Annotated in this window: 16 protein-coding genes; 10 read left to right on the forward strand and 6 right to left on the reverse strand. The window is 69.2% G+C overall.

Features of this window, described 5'->3' with window-relative positions; translation table 11 throughout:
- Nucleotides 1-17: 17 nt before the first annotated feature.
- The 4 genes from KZI27_RS15730 to KZI27_RS15745 are packed head-to-tail and all read left to right on the forward strand — an operon-like array spanning nt 18 to nt 4,049.
- Nucleotides 18-1,097, forward strand: a complete 1,080-nt coding sequence (locus KZI27_RS15730; RefSeq protein ID WP_261783926.1) for a FecCD family ABC transporter permease — start codon at nt 18-20, stop codon at nt 1,095-1,097.
- Nucleotides 1,094-2,170: a FecCD family ABC transporter permease gene (locus KZI27_RS15735; RefSeq protein ID WP_261783927.1), complete on the forward strand. Its 1,077-nt coding sequence runs from the start codon at nt 1,094-1,096 to the stop codon at nt 2,168-2,170. The genes KZI27_RS15730 and KZI27_RS15735 overlap by 4 nt, the downstream gene beginning before the upstream one ends.
- Nucleotides 2,167-3,027: an ABC transporter ATP-binding protein gene (locus KZI27_RS15740; RefSeq protein WP_222658347.1), complete on the forward strand. Its 861-nt coding sequence runs from the start codon at nt 2,167-2,169 to the stop codon at nt 3,025-3,027. The genes KZI27_RS15735 and KZI27_RS15740 overlap by 4 nt, the downstream gene beginning before the upstream one ends.
- An 11-nt stretch (nt 3,028-3,038) precedes the next feature.
- A complete protein-coding gene (locus tag KZI27_RS15745; protein WP_222658348.1) occupies nt 3,039-4,049 on the forward strand; it encodes an ABC transporter substrate-binding protein in 1,011 nt (336 codons plus the stop codon).
- Nucleotides 4,050-4,148: 99 nt separating this feature from the next.
- Here KZI27_RS15745 and KZI27_RS15750 read toward each other — a convergent pair whose 3' ends face one another.
- Nucleotides 4,149-6,203 (reverse strand): transglycosylase domain-containing protein, encoded by a 2,055-nt coding sequence (locus KZI27_RS15750; protein ID WP_261783928.1) that lies wholly within the window; start codon nt 6,201-6,203, stop codon nt 4,149-4,151.
- Between the two features lie 197 nt (nt 6,204-6,400).
- Here KZI27_RS15750 and KZI27_RS15755 point away from each other — a divergent pair, with 197 nt between their 5' ends.
- Nucleotides 6,401-6,631 (forward strand): hypothetical protein, encoded by a 231-nt coding sequence (locus tag KZI27_RS15755; protein ID WP_222658349.1) that lies wholly within the window; start codon nt 6,401-6,403, stop codon nt 6,629-6,631.
- 459 nt (nt 6,632-7,090) lie between these two features.
- Here KZI27_RS15755 and KZI27_RS15760 read toward each other — a convergent pair whose 3' ends face one another.
- The 3 genes from KZI27_RS15760 to KZI27_RS15770 form a co-directional block, all read right to left on the reverse strand.
- A complete protein-coding gene (locus tag KZI27_RS15760; protein ID WP_222658350.1) occupies nt 7,091-7,552 on the reverse strand; it encodes a DUF4383 domain-containing protein in 462 nt (153 codons plus the stop codon).
- Nucleotides 7,553-7,599: 47 nt separating this feature from the next.
- Nucleotides 7,600-8,130, reverse strand: coding sequence for a sigma-70 family RNA polymerase sigma factor (locus tag KZI27_RS15765; RefSeq protein WP_222658351.1), 531 nt, complete (start codon nt 8,128-8,130; stop codon nt 7,600-7,602).
- A 223-nt stretch (nt 8,131-8,353) separates the two neighbouring features.
- Entirely contained in the window at nt 8,354-9,154 is an 801-nt protein-coding gene (locus KZI27_RS15770) for a PP2C family protein-serine/threonine phosphatase (RefSeq protein WP_222658352.1), read from the reverse strand.
- Nucleotides 9,155-9,471: 317 nt separating this feature from the next.
- Here KZI27_RS15770 and KZI27_RS15775 point away from each other — a divergent pair, with 317 nt between their 5' ends.
- A complete protein-coding gene (locus KZI27_RS15775) occupies nt 9,472-10,563 on the forward strand; it encodes a BLUF domain-containing protein (RefSeq protein ID WP_131847353.1) in 1,092 nt (363 codons plus the stop codon).
- Between the two features lie 428 nt (nt 10,564-10,991).
- Here KZI27_RS15775 and KZI27_RS15780 read toward each other — a convergent pair whose 3' ends face one another.
- The gene (locus KZI27_RS15780) at nt 10,992-11,204 is read right to left on the reverse strand and encodes a hypothetical protein (protein ID WP_144757316.1); all 213 of its coding nucleotides are present in this window, start codon (nt 11,202-11,204) and stop codon (nt 10,992-10,994) included.
- Nucleotides 11,201-11,680, reverse strand: coding sequence for a MarR family winged helix-turn-helix transcriptional regulator (locus KZI27_RS15785; RefSeq protein ID WP_222658353.1), 480 nt, complete (start codon nt 11,678-11,680; stop codon nt 11,201-11,203). The genes KZI27_RS15780 and KZI27_RS15785 overlap by 4 nt, the downstream gene beginning before the upstream one ends.
- Before the next feature lie 508 nt (nt 11,681-12,188).
- On the opposite strand from KZI27_RS15785, the gene KZI27_RS15790 reads away from it, so the two are divergent.
- The 4 genes from KZI27_RS15790 (at nt 12,189) to KZI27_RS15805 (ending at nt 13,526) form a co-directional block, all read left to right on the forward strand.
- The gene (locus tag KZI27_RS15790) at nt 12,189-12,596 is read left to right on the forward strand and encodes a MarR family winged helix-turn-helix transcriptional regulator (protein ID WP_186322139.1); all 408 of its coding nucleotides are present in this window, start codon (nt 12,189-12,191) and stop codon (nt 12,594-12,596) included.
- Between the two features lie 179 nt (nt 12,597-12,775).
- The gene (locus KZI27_RS15795; RefSeq protein ID WP_222658354.1) at nt 12,776-12,988 is read left to right on the forward strand and encodes a hypothetical protein; all 213 of its coding nucleotides are present in this window, start codon (nt 12,776-12,778) and stop codon (nt 12,986-12,988) included.
- Nucleotides 12,985-13,263 carry a hypothetical protein gene (locus KZI27_RS15800; RefSeq protein ID WP_111085174.1) on the forward strand — a complete coding sequence of 93 codons (279 nt, stop codon included), beginning with the start codon at nt 12,985-12,987 and terminating at the stop codon, nt 13,261-13,263. Before KZI27_RS15795 ends, KZI27_RS15800 begins: the two co-directional genes overlap by 4 nt.
- The gene (locus KZI27_RS15805) at nt 13,260-13,526 is read left to right on the forward strand and encodes a hypothetical protein (RefSeq protein WP_222658355.1); all 267 of its coding nucleotides are present in this window, start codon (nt 13,260-13,262) and stop codon (nt 13,524-13,526) included. Before KZI27_RS15800 ends, KZI27_RS15805 begins: the two co-directional genes overlap by 4 nt.
- The last annotated feature ends 73 nt before the right edge of the window (nt 13,527-13,599 follow it).

Raw genomic sequence — 13,599 nt, forward strand, 5'->3', positions numbered from 1 at the left:
AACCTAAGATGTTCTCCGTGCCAGCCCCCTCTCCCACTCTGGCTTCCGTCCCGGAGGCCCGCGTCACCGATGCGACCACCGCCCTCGGCGTCCACCGCACCGCCGTCCGCCGACACGTCCTGGTGATCGCCGCACTGGTCGTCGTGCTGGTCCTGGTGGCGGTCGCGAGCATGCTCCTCGGCAGCAACCGGATCGGCGTCGACCGGGTGCTGGACGGCCTGTTGCGGACCGGGTCGACCACCGACGAGGCGATCGTCTGGGGCTCCCGGATCCCGCGCACGCTCATCGGTGCCGCCGTCGGTGCGGCCCTGGGGATCGCGGGGCTCCTGATGCAGGGGCACACCCGCAACCCGCTCGCCGACCCCGGACTGTTCGGGGTCTCGTCGGGGGCCGGGCTGGCCGTCGTCCTCGGCGTCTACGTGTTCGGGGTGACCAGCACCGGCGCGACGGTGTGGTTCGCCCTCGGCGGCGCACTGGTCGCGAGCGTCGTGGTGTTCTCCGTGACCGTCGCGGGCAGCGGCACCGCCAGCCCGGTCCCCCTCGCCCTCGCCGGCGCCGCGGTCTCGGCCCTGCTGGGCGCGCTGACCTCGTTCGTCGTGCTGACCGACCAGGACTCGCTCGACGCCTACCGACTGTGGGTCGTCGGTTCCCTCGCCGCACGGCAGCTCGACGTCCTCGGCGCGGTGTGGCCGTTCCTGGTCGCCGGGCTGGTGCTCGCGGTCGTGAACGTCCGGGCCCTCGACGCACTCGGGCTCGGGTCGGACCTGGCGAAGGGCCTGGGCGAGAACGTGCTCGTCGCGCGGCTCGTCGGGCTCGGCGGCATCACCCTGCTCGCTGCCGGCGCGACCGCCGCCGCGGGCCCGATCGGCTTCGTCGGCCTGACCGTGCCGCACGTCGCCCGTGCACTCGTCGGGACCGGGCACCGGTGGACGCTGCCGGTGTCGGGACTCGTCGGCGCCGCGCTCGTCCTGCTCGCCGACGTCGTGGGGCGGCTCATCGGCGGGTTCTCGGAGGTCGAGGTGGGCATCGTCCTCGCCGTCATCGGCGGTCCCGTGTTCGTCGCCGTCGCCCGTCGCCGATCGCTGGTGTCCCTGTGACGGGCGCAGCGGTCCGTGCGCCCGGCCGCGCCGGCGTCCGCATCGGGCCGATCGGCCTCGCCTGGCGCCCCCGGGTGTTCTGGTACACGGTCGCGTCGCTCGGTGCCGTCCTGGTGCTCGTCGTCCTCGGCGTCGCGATCGGCTCCACCTGGATCGCCCCGGGCATCGTCGTCCGCTCCCTGGTCGGGCTCGAGACCGGCCCGGACGCCTTCATCATCACCACACTCCGACTGCCGCGCGTCCTCACCGGGGCGCTCGTCGGTCTCACGCTCGGCGTCGCAGGGGCGCTGACCCAGACCTTCACCCGGAACCCCCTGGGCACCCCGGACATCATCGGCGTGACGTCGGGGGCGAGCGTCGGCGCCGTGGCGGCCATCGTGCTCGGCGGTGGCACGTACTCGGTGTCCTCGTTCGTGCTCAGCGGCGGGATCCCGGTGGCCGCGACGATCGGTGCGTTGATCGCCGCCGCCGTCGTGTACGGGCTCGGCTGGCGCGGTGGGGTGCAGAGCTACCGGCTCATCCTGGTCGGCATCGGCGTCAGCGCGACCCTCGACGCGGTGACGAGCTACCTGCTCGTCCGCGCCAAGATCACCCTCGCCACCGCCGCGTCGCAGTGGCTCGTCGGCAGCCTGTCGAGCACCTCGTGGTCCAGCGTCTGGCCGCTGCTCATCGTCGCCGCGGTCGCGGTGCCGATCGCACTGGCGACGAGCGCGGCGCTCGGCATCGGACAGCTCGGTGACGAGGTCGCCACCGGGGTGGGGCTCGCCGTGCAGCGGCACCGCCTGCTCGTGATCGCACTGGCCGTCGTGCTCACCGCGGCTGCCGTCGCCGCCGCGGGACCGGTCGGCTTCGTGGCGTTCGTGGTCCCGCAGGTGGGGCTCCGGCTGGCCGGGACGAACCGCCCGCCCCTGCTGCTCGCCGGGCTGCTCGGCGCCGCACTCGTCCTCGCCGCGGACCTGCTGTCGCGCGCCGCGTTCCCGTGGCAGGTGCCCGTCGGCATCATCACGACCGTGATCGGCGCGCCGTACCTGATCTGGCTCCTCATCCGTCACCGCAAGGAGATGTCCCGATGACGACACCCCCGTCCACCCCGGTCCTCGAGGCCCGCGGCCTGTCCGTCGGCTACGACCGGCACCCGGTGCTGACCGACCTGGACCTGCGGGTCGAGCGGGGCACCGTGACGACGTTCCTCGGCGCGAACGGCTGCGGCAAGTCGACCCTGCTCAAGGCCTTCGGCCGGGTGCTGAAGCCGCAGTCCGGCGAGGTCCTGCTCGACGGCGCCCCGATCCGCAAGGAGCCGAACCGCCAGGTCGCCCGGAAGCTCGGGATCCTGCCGCAGTCCCCCGTCGCGCCCGCCGGCACGAGCGTGCTCGACCTGGTGATGCGCGGGCGCAACCCACACCAGTCCTGGGCGAAGCCCTGGACCGCGGACGACGCCGACGTGGCCGAGCAGGCCATCGCGGCGACCGGACTGACCGACGTCGCGCACCGCGACGTCGCGAGCCTGTCGGGCGGGCAGCGCCAGCGTGCATGGATCGCCCTGGTGGTGGCGCAGCAGGCCGACACGTTGCTGCTCGACGAACCGACGACCTACCTGGACCTCGCGCACCAGCTCGAGGTCCTGCGCCTGGTGCGCCGACTCAACCGCGAGCAGGGCTCCACCATCGTGATGGTCCTGCACGACCTGTCGCTCGCGGCCCGGTTCTCCGACCGGCTCGTCGTCCTGCACGACGGCGGCGTCGCTGCCGACGGCGCACCGCACGAAGTGCTGACCCCCGCGTTGCTCGAGCGCGCCTTCGGGCTGCACGCGCGCGTGTTCCCGGACCCCGTGACCGGCGCCCCGATGATCGTGCCCGAGGCCGACGAGCACGACCCCTCGGCGCACCGTGAACGCGACACCGTGCTGGCGGGCGCGGCAGACTTAGGTTAGCCTCTCCTAACGTGAAGCTCTCCCGACGCGGCTCCCTCCGAGCCACCCTCCTGACCTCCGTGGCCGTCTCGGCCCTCCTCCTCGCCGGCTGCTCGAGCACCGAATCGAACGACTCCGACGGTGACACCGCGGCGTCGAAGGCCTGGTCCTACGAGGACGCCACCGGCACGACCGTCAAGGTCGACCACACGCCGAAGCGCGTCGTCGTGCTGAACGACATCGCGATCTCGTTCATCGAGTACGGCCTGAAGCCGGTCGGCACCTTCGGCCAGCTGACCATGGCGAAGGACGCCCGCTTCGACGACCTGGACACCGACGGCATCACGCAGCTCGGCACCGGGTACGGCGACATCGACCTCGAGAAGCTCGCCGCGCTGAAGCCCGACCTGGTCGTGACCTCGGTCTACCCGACCGACGAGAAGGGCACGCTCGACGACACGCAGCCCGGCTACGGCTTCAAGGACAACGAGCAGGAGAAGCAGATCGAGGCCATCGCGCCGGTCGTCCAGGTCAAGTGGGGCGGCAAGGGCGAGGACGTCATCGAGAAGATCGCCGACCTGAGCGAGTCCCTCGGTGCGGAGGAGTCGACGATCGAGGCCGCCGAGAAGCGCTTCGACACCGCCGGCGACGAGCTCGAGAAGGTCGCGAAGGAGCAGGACCTGTCGGTCGTCTCCATGTACGCCGACGGTGACGGCGCCTACGTCACGCGCCCGACCGACGAGCCGCTGCTGCAGATGTACTCGTCGTTCGGTGTCGACTTCGTGAACCCGAAGCCGAAGGGCTTCTACTGGGGCATCTACTCGTGGGAGAACGCGGGCCAGATCAAGGCCGACGTCCTGCTGCTGTCGCAGCAGGGCTACCAGGTCGCGGACCTCGAGAAGCAGCCGACCTTCGCCGACAACGCGGCGCTCGAGGCCGGCCAGGTGCACAGCTTCACCTTCCCGGCGCTCGACTACGCCTCGCAGGCCGGCTACATGACGGAGCTGGCGGGCTGGCTCGAGGACAGCAAGAAGCTGTCCTAGGACGCAACCAGAAAGCAGACGGGAGGCCCGTTGCCAGCTGGCAACGGGCCTCCCGTCTGTCGGTGGTGCGTTCTCGGGCACGTGCCCCGCCTGGTGTCGTCAGCCCACCGGCAAGGCGGCGTTCACAGCGGTCTGCGCATCGCGCCAGACCGCTGCGCGGGACCCCGCGTAGGTGCCGCCCTGACCGTTCGAGTAGTACCGCAGGTTGTGCTTCCCGCCGTCGGTGTTGCCCTGCCAGTACGCGGTCACAGCACGCGAGCTCCCGCCGACCAACCACACCTGGTCGGCGGCGTCGGCCGTCCCGGTCTTGCCGAAGAGCGTCGCGCCGTCCGGGGTCTGGCCGCCGCTCGCCGTTCCGCCTCGGAACGCGCCCTGCATGACCTCGAACGCCGTCGCCGCAGTCTGCGGCGAGACGGCCTGCGAGCAGGTGCGCGGCTGCCCGCCGAGCTCCGTGCCGTCCGGTGCGGTCACCTGGTCGATGACGACCGGCGCGCAGTACCGACCACCGTTCGCGACGCCCGCGTACGCCGCCGCCATCGTCAGCGGCGCGATGCTCTCGGTACCGAGCAGCGACGCGGGGTTCCACGGCAGCTCGCCGCCGGCGGCCAGGTGCACACCGAGGCGCTTCGCGACGTCGCGGATGTCGCACAGGTCGAGCTGCGCGGCCATCGACTGGTAGGCGGCGTTCACGGACTGGGCCGTGGCCGAGCGGACCGAGTACGGCCCCTTCTGGCCCGGCGAATCGTTCTTCGGCTGCCAGAAGGCCGTCGTCTGCTCGCCGCACGCCGTCCACGTGCTCTGCGGGTGCGGGGTGCCGTTCACGACCGTGTCCGGGCTGCGGCCGGCCTCGAGCCACGCCAGCAGCGTGAACATCTTGTACGTCGAGCCGGTCTGGAAGCCCGTCGAATCTCCGTCGGCCTGGTCGACGGCGTAGTTCAGCGACGTCGCCGTCGGTGGCGCCTGCTCCGACCGGTCGTAGTCGGTGTTCTGCGCCATCGTGAGCACCCGGCCGGTGCCCGCCTCGACGGTGTTCAGCGTCGCGCCCAGCGCGAGACGCGTCTCGGTCTTCGGGTCGTACCGGTCGAGCAGTTCCTTCTGCTTCGCGTTCAGGTCGAGGTCGAGCGTCGTCTGGATGCGGTACCCGCCCGTCCGCCAAGCATCGGCGCGCTGCTGCTTCGTCGCGCCGAGCTGCGGCAGACGTGCGGCGACGCGCTTGGCGTAGTCGCAGAAGAACTCCGCCCCGGTCTCGACGGCCTCGCACCCCTGCTGCGGCGCGGTGATCCGGACGGAGTCGGCCAGCCGCGACAGTCGCGCCGTGCGGTACTCGTCGGTCGTCAGGTGCCCCTGCTCGTGCATCGAGCGGAGGATCACGTTCCGCCGCGCGGCGTTGTCGCGGTAGTGGTCCGGCGTGGACAGGTCGCGGCGCTCCGGCCACTGCACGATCGCGATGAGCGACGCCGCCTCGGCCGGGGTCAGGTCGGTGGCGGACTTGCCGTAGTAGTGCTGCGCGGCCGACTGCACGCCGTAGGTCTGGTCGCCGAAGTACGCGATGTTCAGGTACGCCGTCAGGATCTGCTCCTTGGTGTACTTCTTCGCCAGGCCGATCGCGAGCTTCATCTCGGCGAGCTTCCGCTGCGGCGACCGCTTCGTCGCCTCCTTGTAGCCGGCCCTCTGCTCCTCGAGCGTCGGCAGCTCGCTCGCCCGCTGGATCTTGATGTTGCGCACGAGCTGCATCGTGAGCGTCGAGCCACCCGATCCGCCCTCGCCCTGCGACGCGGCGACGCTCACCAGGGAGCGGACCATCGATGTCGCGTCCACACCACCGGTCTCGTAGAACCGCTTGTCCTCGCCGTCGACCGCAGCGTGCTTCAGCTGGTCGCTGATCTGGTCGAACGACAGCTCCTGCCGGTCCTGCGCCCACACGTTCGCCAGGTGCACCGGTTCGCCACCGCGGTACGCCCAGACCTGGTTGCGCTGCGGCAGGTCCCCGATCTCGATGTGCTCCGGCAGCGACTCGAACACCCCGATCGCCGACGTCGTGCTCACTCCGGCGACCGCGATCATCGGCGTCACGCCGACCCCGACCATCAACCCGGCGAGCACACTGCCGCCCACGAAGCCGAGCGCGGCTCCCCCTGCACGTCTCATCGTCATCGCTCTGGATCCCCCGTGGTGCATCACCGCACCGATCTGGCGCGGTAGTTCGGGAGCGTCCCAGCCGATCTCGGGCGGTCGCCGGGACTTCGCCGCGGAACACCGCCGTGTCCGCTGGGAATGCGCCCGTCGTGACGGGATCGTGACGTCAGCGGGCCGTCGGTCACCCCGGCGGGCTCACTCGGTGGGTTCGGACCATGCGCGACATCCGCTCGATCGTCACCCTCGCGATCGTCTTCCTCGGTCTGGGCTTCCTGCTCTCCACCGGTGGTTCGGTCTGGACGATCCTCACCCCGGACGGCACCGGCGTGAACTTCGCCGCGGGGTTCATGTACATGGGCGGCATGGCCGTCGGCGTCGCCAGGATCGCGCTCGGGATCGCCGCGCTCGTGACCGTCGCCCGGGCGGCGAAACGCGTCATCCGCTAGCCCGCGAGCGCGTCCGCGGGTTTGAGACCGACATGGTCATGACCCGGGACGCGTCTGCGCGCCCGACCGGGTGGACTCGACCCGCCCCCACACCGCCGGGGAGCCGGCCACTCGCGCCGACGCTGTCGGGGTGTCGATGCCGAGCGGCTGGTCCTCGGGTGGATCAGGGTGGAGGGGCGCCGCCCTCCGGTGTTCAGGCATGCCGCCGATGATGACCGCGATCCGACGCCGCGGTGTCGGTCAAGCAGCTTCTGCAACCAGTTGAGCTCGCCCTTCGGCCGCGTTGTGCCGATGTCGTCGAGGACGCCACGCAGAGAAATGACCAGAGCGCACGGCGGTGTCTCGATGGCCGATCTTGATTTCAGCGAGACGGGTTGACCAGATGCCTCGTGTCTCATGCCAGGGACCGTGAAGGGCACTGATCGTGTGATCGGTGCCCTTCGCATCATCGCTTGTAAGTCAAGCTCGTTCGCGTGCGCTGACTCGGGGCAGGACGATGCCGAGGATGATCATCGCGACGGCGAGGAAGGCGTGGAGCACGTTGTCGGCGCTGTTGAGCGGAACGAAGTTCGCCGCGCCGGTCATGCTGGCGGTGAAGAGGCCGTAGATGAACAGCACCGCGTAGATGATGCCGCCGACCAGCAGGTAGAGCCGTGCGCCGCCGGCAGAACGGGCTGCGGCGACGCCGACGATGCCGAAGAGCAAGTGGACGATGTTGTGCAAGACGGATACCTGGAACAGGCCCAGGAGCAGGGCCGTGGATCCGTGACCGGCGATGGACATGGACCCCATGTCCATCGTGAGTCCGGGGATGAAGCCGGCGATGCCGACGATCAGGAAGACCACGCCGAACAGAAGGGCGCCCTTCTGCGTGAGGGTGGCGGCGAAGCCGGTGCGCGGAGCTGCTGCGTTGCTGGTCATGGAACGTGCCTTTCGGTGGAGGGGGTGGTGCCGGAGTGCGTGGGGGCTCAGGCGGCTGCTGGGTCGGCCTGCAGGCGTTGACGGAGCGCGATGAGCCCGTCTCGGACGCGGGTTTTCGCCGTGCCGAGCGTGGTGTGGAGGTCGCTGGCAACTTCCGCGGTGCTGCGCTCACCCAGGTAGCGGAGGATGACGGCCTCACGTTGCTTTTCGGTCAGCTCTGCCAGCGCTCCACGGAGTCGTGCCCGTGAGAAGTGAGCGTCGAACTGGTCGAGGCTGTGGTCGGTGCTGTGGTGATCGCGGATCCCGAGGCGCAAGTCCCGGCGGCGGGACGCTTCACGGCTACGGATCCGATCGATGGCTCGTCGATGGGCGATTGTGCGCAGCCATGACTCGAGCGTGGCGCGAGTCGGGTCGTACCGGGCCGGGTGCTGCCACCACTCGAGGAACGCGTCATGCACGACGTCTTCAGCGAGGTGCCGGTCGATGATGATCGTTCCCACGAAACCGCGCAACCCGGACGCGTGCTGCCGGTAGGCGGCCGTGAACGGGTCGATAGCTGTTGGTTGGGTGCCGGGCATGTGGGGCGTACCGATCTTTCTACTGGTGATGGGTTCACCGTAGGCGTTCGGATCACGACCGGTTTCCCCCAGTCCGGGGACCGCGTCGCACGTCGTCCGGGTACTCCGCGGTCGAACTGGAGCCCGACGCCTCTTCATGCACCTGCCGTTCGCGCACTGCCCTGCACCGATCGATCTCTCAGCGAGGCGATGGCATCACGCGCCGCATGGCCACAACACTGTGTCAGGGGTGGCGGCGGATCGCGGTGAGGGTGGTGTCGTCGTCGAGGTCTGGGCCCGCGGCTTCGAGGAAGGCGGTGAGCGCAAGCTGCAGGTGCGTCGCTGTTCGCAGTTCGATGGCGAGTTGCGTGAGTGTGTGCATGGACGCGTCGGGGAGCTCGAACAGGCCATCGCTGACGATCAGGAGCAGCTCCCCGGGGGCGAGATGGAGGATACGGGGCAGGCGAGGTATCCCGGCGGGTTGCAGGCCGATCGGGAAGTCCGCCGATGGGATCCGTTCAACGGCACCGGTTGTGTGGGCGTGCGCGGTGAGGCCGTGGCCCGCGTCGACGAACTCGATCCGTCCATCCCGGAATCGCAGCCGGGCGTGGAACAAGGTCGCGAACGCGGATGCGCGTTCGAAGTGGTCTCGGGTCGCGGTCTCCGCAGCGTCGACGGCTTCGCCGGGTGGTTCCTGGCGGAACACCTCAAGGCTGCCGAGGAGGTTCGCAGCGAGCACCCCTGAGGCGAGGCCTTTGCCCATGACGTCGCCCACCGTGACCGTGGCGTACCCGCGCTGGCTGTCCACAGTGACATCAGACAGGTCTCCGGAGATCCCTCGCGCAGACCGTGCCGTGGTCGCGATCGTGTACTCGTCGAGCACGGCGGGTGCAGGACGCATCGCTCGCTGGACCGCGTCGATCCAGTAGGAGTCAGCGCTGTCGAGTTCGTCGTCACCGTCCTCGCGTGGGGCGCGCGTGGCGGTCGTCATCTCACCCACGCGATGCGTCGTCTCATCTGCTTCCCCCTGCTCGATGGTATGCAACTCCCGACCCGCTGTGAGCGGCGCACAGCCCGCAGGGGTCCGGGATGGTGCCCCTGCGACACCATCCCGGCTGGACGCCGTTGCGTGCAGCAACAGGCGCCCTGTTGACCCAGGAGCATGCTCAAACCGGGTTGCCGGAGACACTAACTCCGATTGATGCGACCGCGATGTCGGCATTTTCACCGACCACTGTCTGCTCCTGCACCGGTACTGTCCGTGATCCATCTGACGCAGCAACCAGTCGCGGGTTGCTGTTTCCGGGAAGCGTGGCCCAGTCTGGGCGAGTAAGACACGCGTGAAGGAAACAGGGGTCCCAGATGTTGTCACTGGTGTACGTGAGCACGATGGCTCGCCCGGTCACGGACGAGGAGCTCGCGGAGATCCTCGTGATCGCCCGGGAGAAGAACCTGCAGCTGGGCATCACCGGGATCCTGGCCCATCAGGGCAGCAACTGTCTCGGGATCATCGAAGGCGACGACGACGTCGTCCGGGAGCGGTTCGCCGGGATCCGGCAGGACCCACGCCACATCAACGTCCGTGAAGTGGCCGTCGATCACATCAGTGCGCGGGCATTCCCAGAATGGTCGATGGCGTTCCAATCCGCCGACCCTCTCATCAAGGACATCCCGGGATTTCTCGACCTGTTCACCGACCATCCGGACCCCGTCCCGGGCGGCGGCAACACATCGCGGGCGAAAGCACTCCTGGAGTGGTTCCGGAAGCACCCCCTCGCACCATTGACCGACCAGGGCGTCGGCGATGCGATCGAGCCGCGTCTGCAGATCATCAGCGCCGCGATCATGGTGCTGCACGATGTCGGCGTGGAACGGGCCGACATGGACCAGATCGCCGACACCGCAGGGATCAGCGTCGACGCACTCCGACAACACTTCCCGACCCGGCAGAGCCTGCTGACCGCCACCGTCGACCGGTGGTCCAGCACCCTGTCACGGCCCTTGCTGCCCATCGCCGAGCAGTACGGCGCGGTCGCATACCTGCACGCGCTCATCGTCGCGTACTCGGAAGAACCCGCACTGATGCGGCTGCTCGCATCAACCCTTGCAGCAAGCTCCGACCCAGCAAACGAGGGTGCGGACTACTACCGCACCCTGTACCTCCGGTTCCGGCAGACCATCCGCACCGCCCTCGAGCACGACATCCGTACTGGCCGAGAACCGAACACGATGGAGCCCGCCCGCGCCACGGAACAGCTCCTCGCCCTCTACGACGGCCTCCGCGTGCAGTCGCTCCTCGTGCCCGGATTCGACATCATCGAAGCCTTCGACCGCGCAGCATCACGCATGCGCCGAGGCTGGTCCGAGGACTACCGCCGTACTGACCTCTTCGAGATCCCACTCGACCGCACCCGCGAACACACTGCACGCCCCGACCTGTTCGGCTCCCAGTAGGTTCGCGCTCCCGTTGGAGGCGCGGGGCGGCCACCGGATAGGTGGCAGCCGCCCCGCTCGCAACGGGAACCACCCCGCTGCTGCTCCACAGTTTGCACCCACCCCCGGCTCGTGCTTGCGGAGGTGTGCGGACAGTTCGGGTCATCCCGCACGTCCCCGGGAAAGTGCACACTGCTCAACTCCCCTCCGCGGAGAACGCGAACCGAGACGACGATGAGAGATCCGGGGCGTCGATGCCGCGGAGCGCACCGTCTGCATGGACCTGAGCGGGGTCAATCTCCAGGGGTGCGGGGTACCGGCCGATTCCTTGAAGCTCGGCGGTACCCCCGGTGCGTCGTGCGGACCCGAACTGCCCGGCGGACCTTCCACTATCCGACAGTTGTGGGTCTGTGACCAGTCCGCACCATCGCGGACCCATCAGAACCGGGTTACTGCGTGGGGGTGTCTTCTTCGGGGTTGAAGTGCGAGTCGGTATCGGAGTAACCGGCGGCGAGCCCGTCCGGGTGGTTCGGGATGGTGCTGTCGTCACCGAGACCAGCGGGCTTCACCGTGCCATCCGAGTCGGTGGTGGGCACTTCCACGTCGGGCCCCTCGAGGGCACCGTCATCGTTTGGGACGGAGGGTGGGGTGATGTTGCTCATTGTGTCTCCTGCACTGTTCCGGTTCTGCTGGTTGTGGTGGGGTGGAGGGCTGCGAGGTCGTTGAGGAACCGGGTGATGATCTCCGCGTCCGCTAGGGGAATGGCGGCACAGAGGGCGGCGATGTGCGCGGCAAGTGGGTCGGTGTCGTCTCGATCCGGTGTAGCCAGAGTCAGCTGCACGTAGCTGGAGCGTCGATCGGTGGGGTTTGGCACTCGCGTGAGAAATCCGGACGCCTCCAACCGGTCTAGCAGGCTCGTCATCGACGGCGTGGTGATGCCGAGGTGCTCGCCGAGCTGCTTCGGCGTGCACGGCTCATGCCCCGCCGACGCAGCCCGGAGGTACCGGAGCGCCTCCCGCTCCGTGATCGACGTGTGTCCTGCGGCCGCCCGAGTGCGCTCAAGCCGCGCAGCCGCATACCGGCACCGCTCGACCGCATCGAGCAACGCGGCCACGGGTACAACAGGCGTCTCCGACATGCCCCCACCGTACAAACTCGGCCGTTCCGCGGCGCTCGGGCGATGGATTACAACAGCCATCCCGCACCTCACAAACTACCTGGCCGAACCCGGGTGGTGCTCGGTGCCGTTTACGGGGCTGCGCCGCGGAACCCTAGCCGCTGGCCGTCCGAGCTGCTGCTCGGGTTGGAATCGTCACGCGCACCAGCGGACGTCGTAGCGCGAGGGCGCCTGCCCCCTGACCCGAACCACGGGCAGGCGCCCACACCTCACGTCCTACGCCGAGCAAACCTCACACGGTCACGGTTCTTGCGCAGTCCGGATACGTCGTCGTGGCGCGTGCTCCCTGCAGGGCGCGGGAAGCCCGGAGGTCTGTCCGGGCCTCGGCTGGCACACTGGCATGCGAATGGGCCGCCGCTATGCGGCCGGCAGCTGCGGGTTGGAGGGCCTGATGGGTGAGGACGGTGTGCACGTTCCTGCAGGGGTGCTGCTACTGGAATCAGTGAACCGGCTTCGCGTCGCGGAGACGATGCTCCAGAACCGTGCACGCGCTCGGATGGGCCTGAAGGCAAATGATTTCCAGACGGTGCAGTTCCTCGCCGCGCGAGAAGCCGGCGGCTTCCCCGCGCGCGCAGCAGACCTCGCGGAGGCGCTCGGTGTCAGCAGTGCGGCGGCGACGATGACGATCGACCGGCTCGCTGCACGTGACTTCGCAGTGCGTGAACCCGACCCAGACGACCGTCGATCCCGCATCGTGCGGCTCACCCCGGACGGACAACGCAGCCTCGTCGAGGCGTACGAAGGGCTACCCGCAGCCGTGCAGGAGCTGCTCGACGCGGTGCCGGCCGCGGAAGCCCAGCGGATCGCTGAGCTCGCTGCCGCCGTGCAGCAGGTTGTCGACCGCACCGCGACACACACCAGCACCTCGGCGCAGTAACCAAATAACGCTTCTAGTTAAGGAAGTTAGACGTCAACGGTCCGGGTTCGTACCCTGATTGCTGTCAGGACTCCCGCGCCCCGGTCGCGACGACGCCGGCGCTTCTCGCCAGCAGCACGACGGAGGTGGTGCCTGACCAGTCACCGTGGCCAACCTTGCCACGGGGAAGGCCGCTCGGCATGACGCACACCCTCGTTCCTCCCACTGCTACACCTGCGCCCGCGCCCCGCGCGGACCTCATCTTCACCGCCCACTACGGCGCACAGCGATCACCGCTGACCGAAGTGCAGCACGCACGCTGGACCCGGCGCCTCGCCGTCGTCGCGGTCACGACCGGGCTTGTGTCGGTGACTGTCGCGACGGTAGCCATCGTCGTCGCGAGTGCCTGGTGAGCGCCGGGGCGGCGGCGACGCCGACTGAGCCGATCGACATGGGGCCGCTCCTGCAAGAACCCACGACGGCACCGCTCATGGAAGCAGGCCCCCGGGCGGATCCGCAACAGTGGCATCGCCGCGGTCTGCTGACGCCGGCTGAGGTCCACGCGATCGTCGTCGCCCGCATCAACGACCTCCCCACCATCGTCACAACCACCCCGGCAAGAAGCGACGAGTTGATCTCCCCGACCGAGCCGACCTATGGCGACTTCCTCAGAAAGCCCCGCGCATGAGCATCCTGCTGCACCACCCCAAAACCTCTCCCGCCCTCACCGTCACCGTCCCATCCACCATGCTGCGGTGGGCTGCCGCCGACGCGGGCTTCTGGGTTGCCGACAGCGGCGGCGCGTTCGCCGGCACCATCGACCAGCACGGCCAGCACTTCTTCGTCCGCAATGGCTTCGGCGAGTACCTCGGCGACTACCGCACCCTGCCAGACGCGCAGACCGCACTCGACCGCCACGTCCAGACCGCCCCAATCGAGCCGCCATGCTGACCAACCCCGGCGGGCTCACAGACGCGCACCGAACCGTGTTCTACCGACTTGTCGAACTGGATACCGCGCTCCG

Source organism: Curtobacterium sp. TC1, from assembly GCF_019844075.1.
Lineage (GTDB): Bacteria > Actinomycetota > Actinomycetes > Actinomycetales > Microbacteriaceae > Curtobacterium.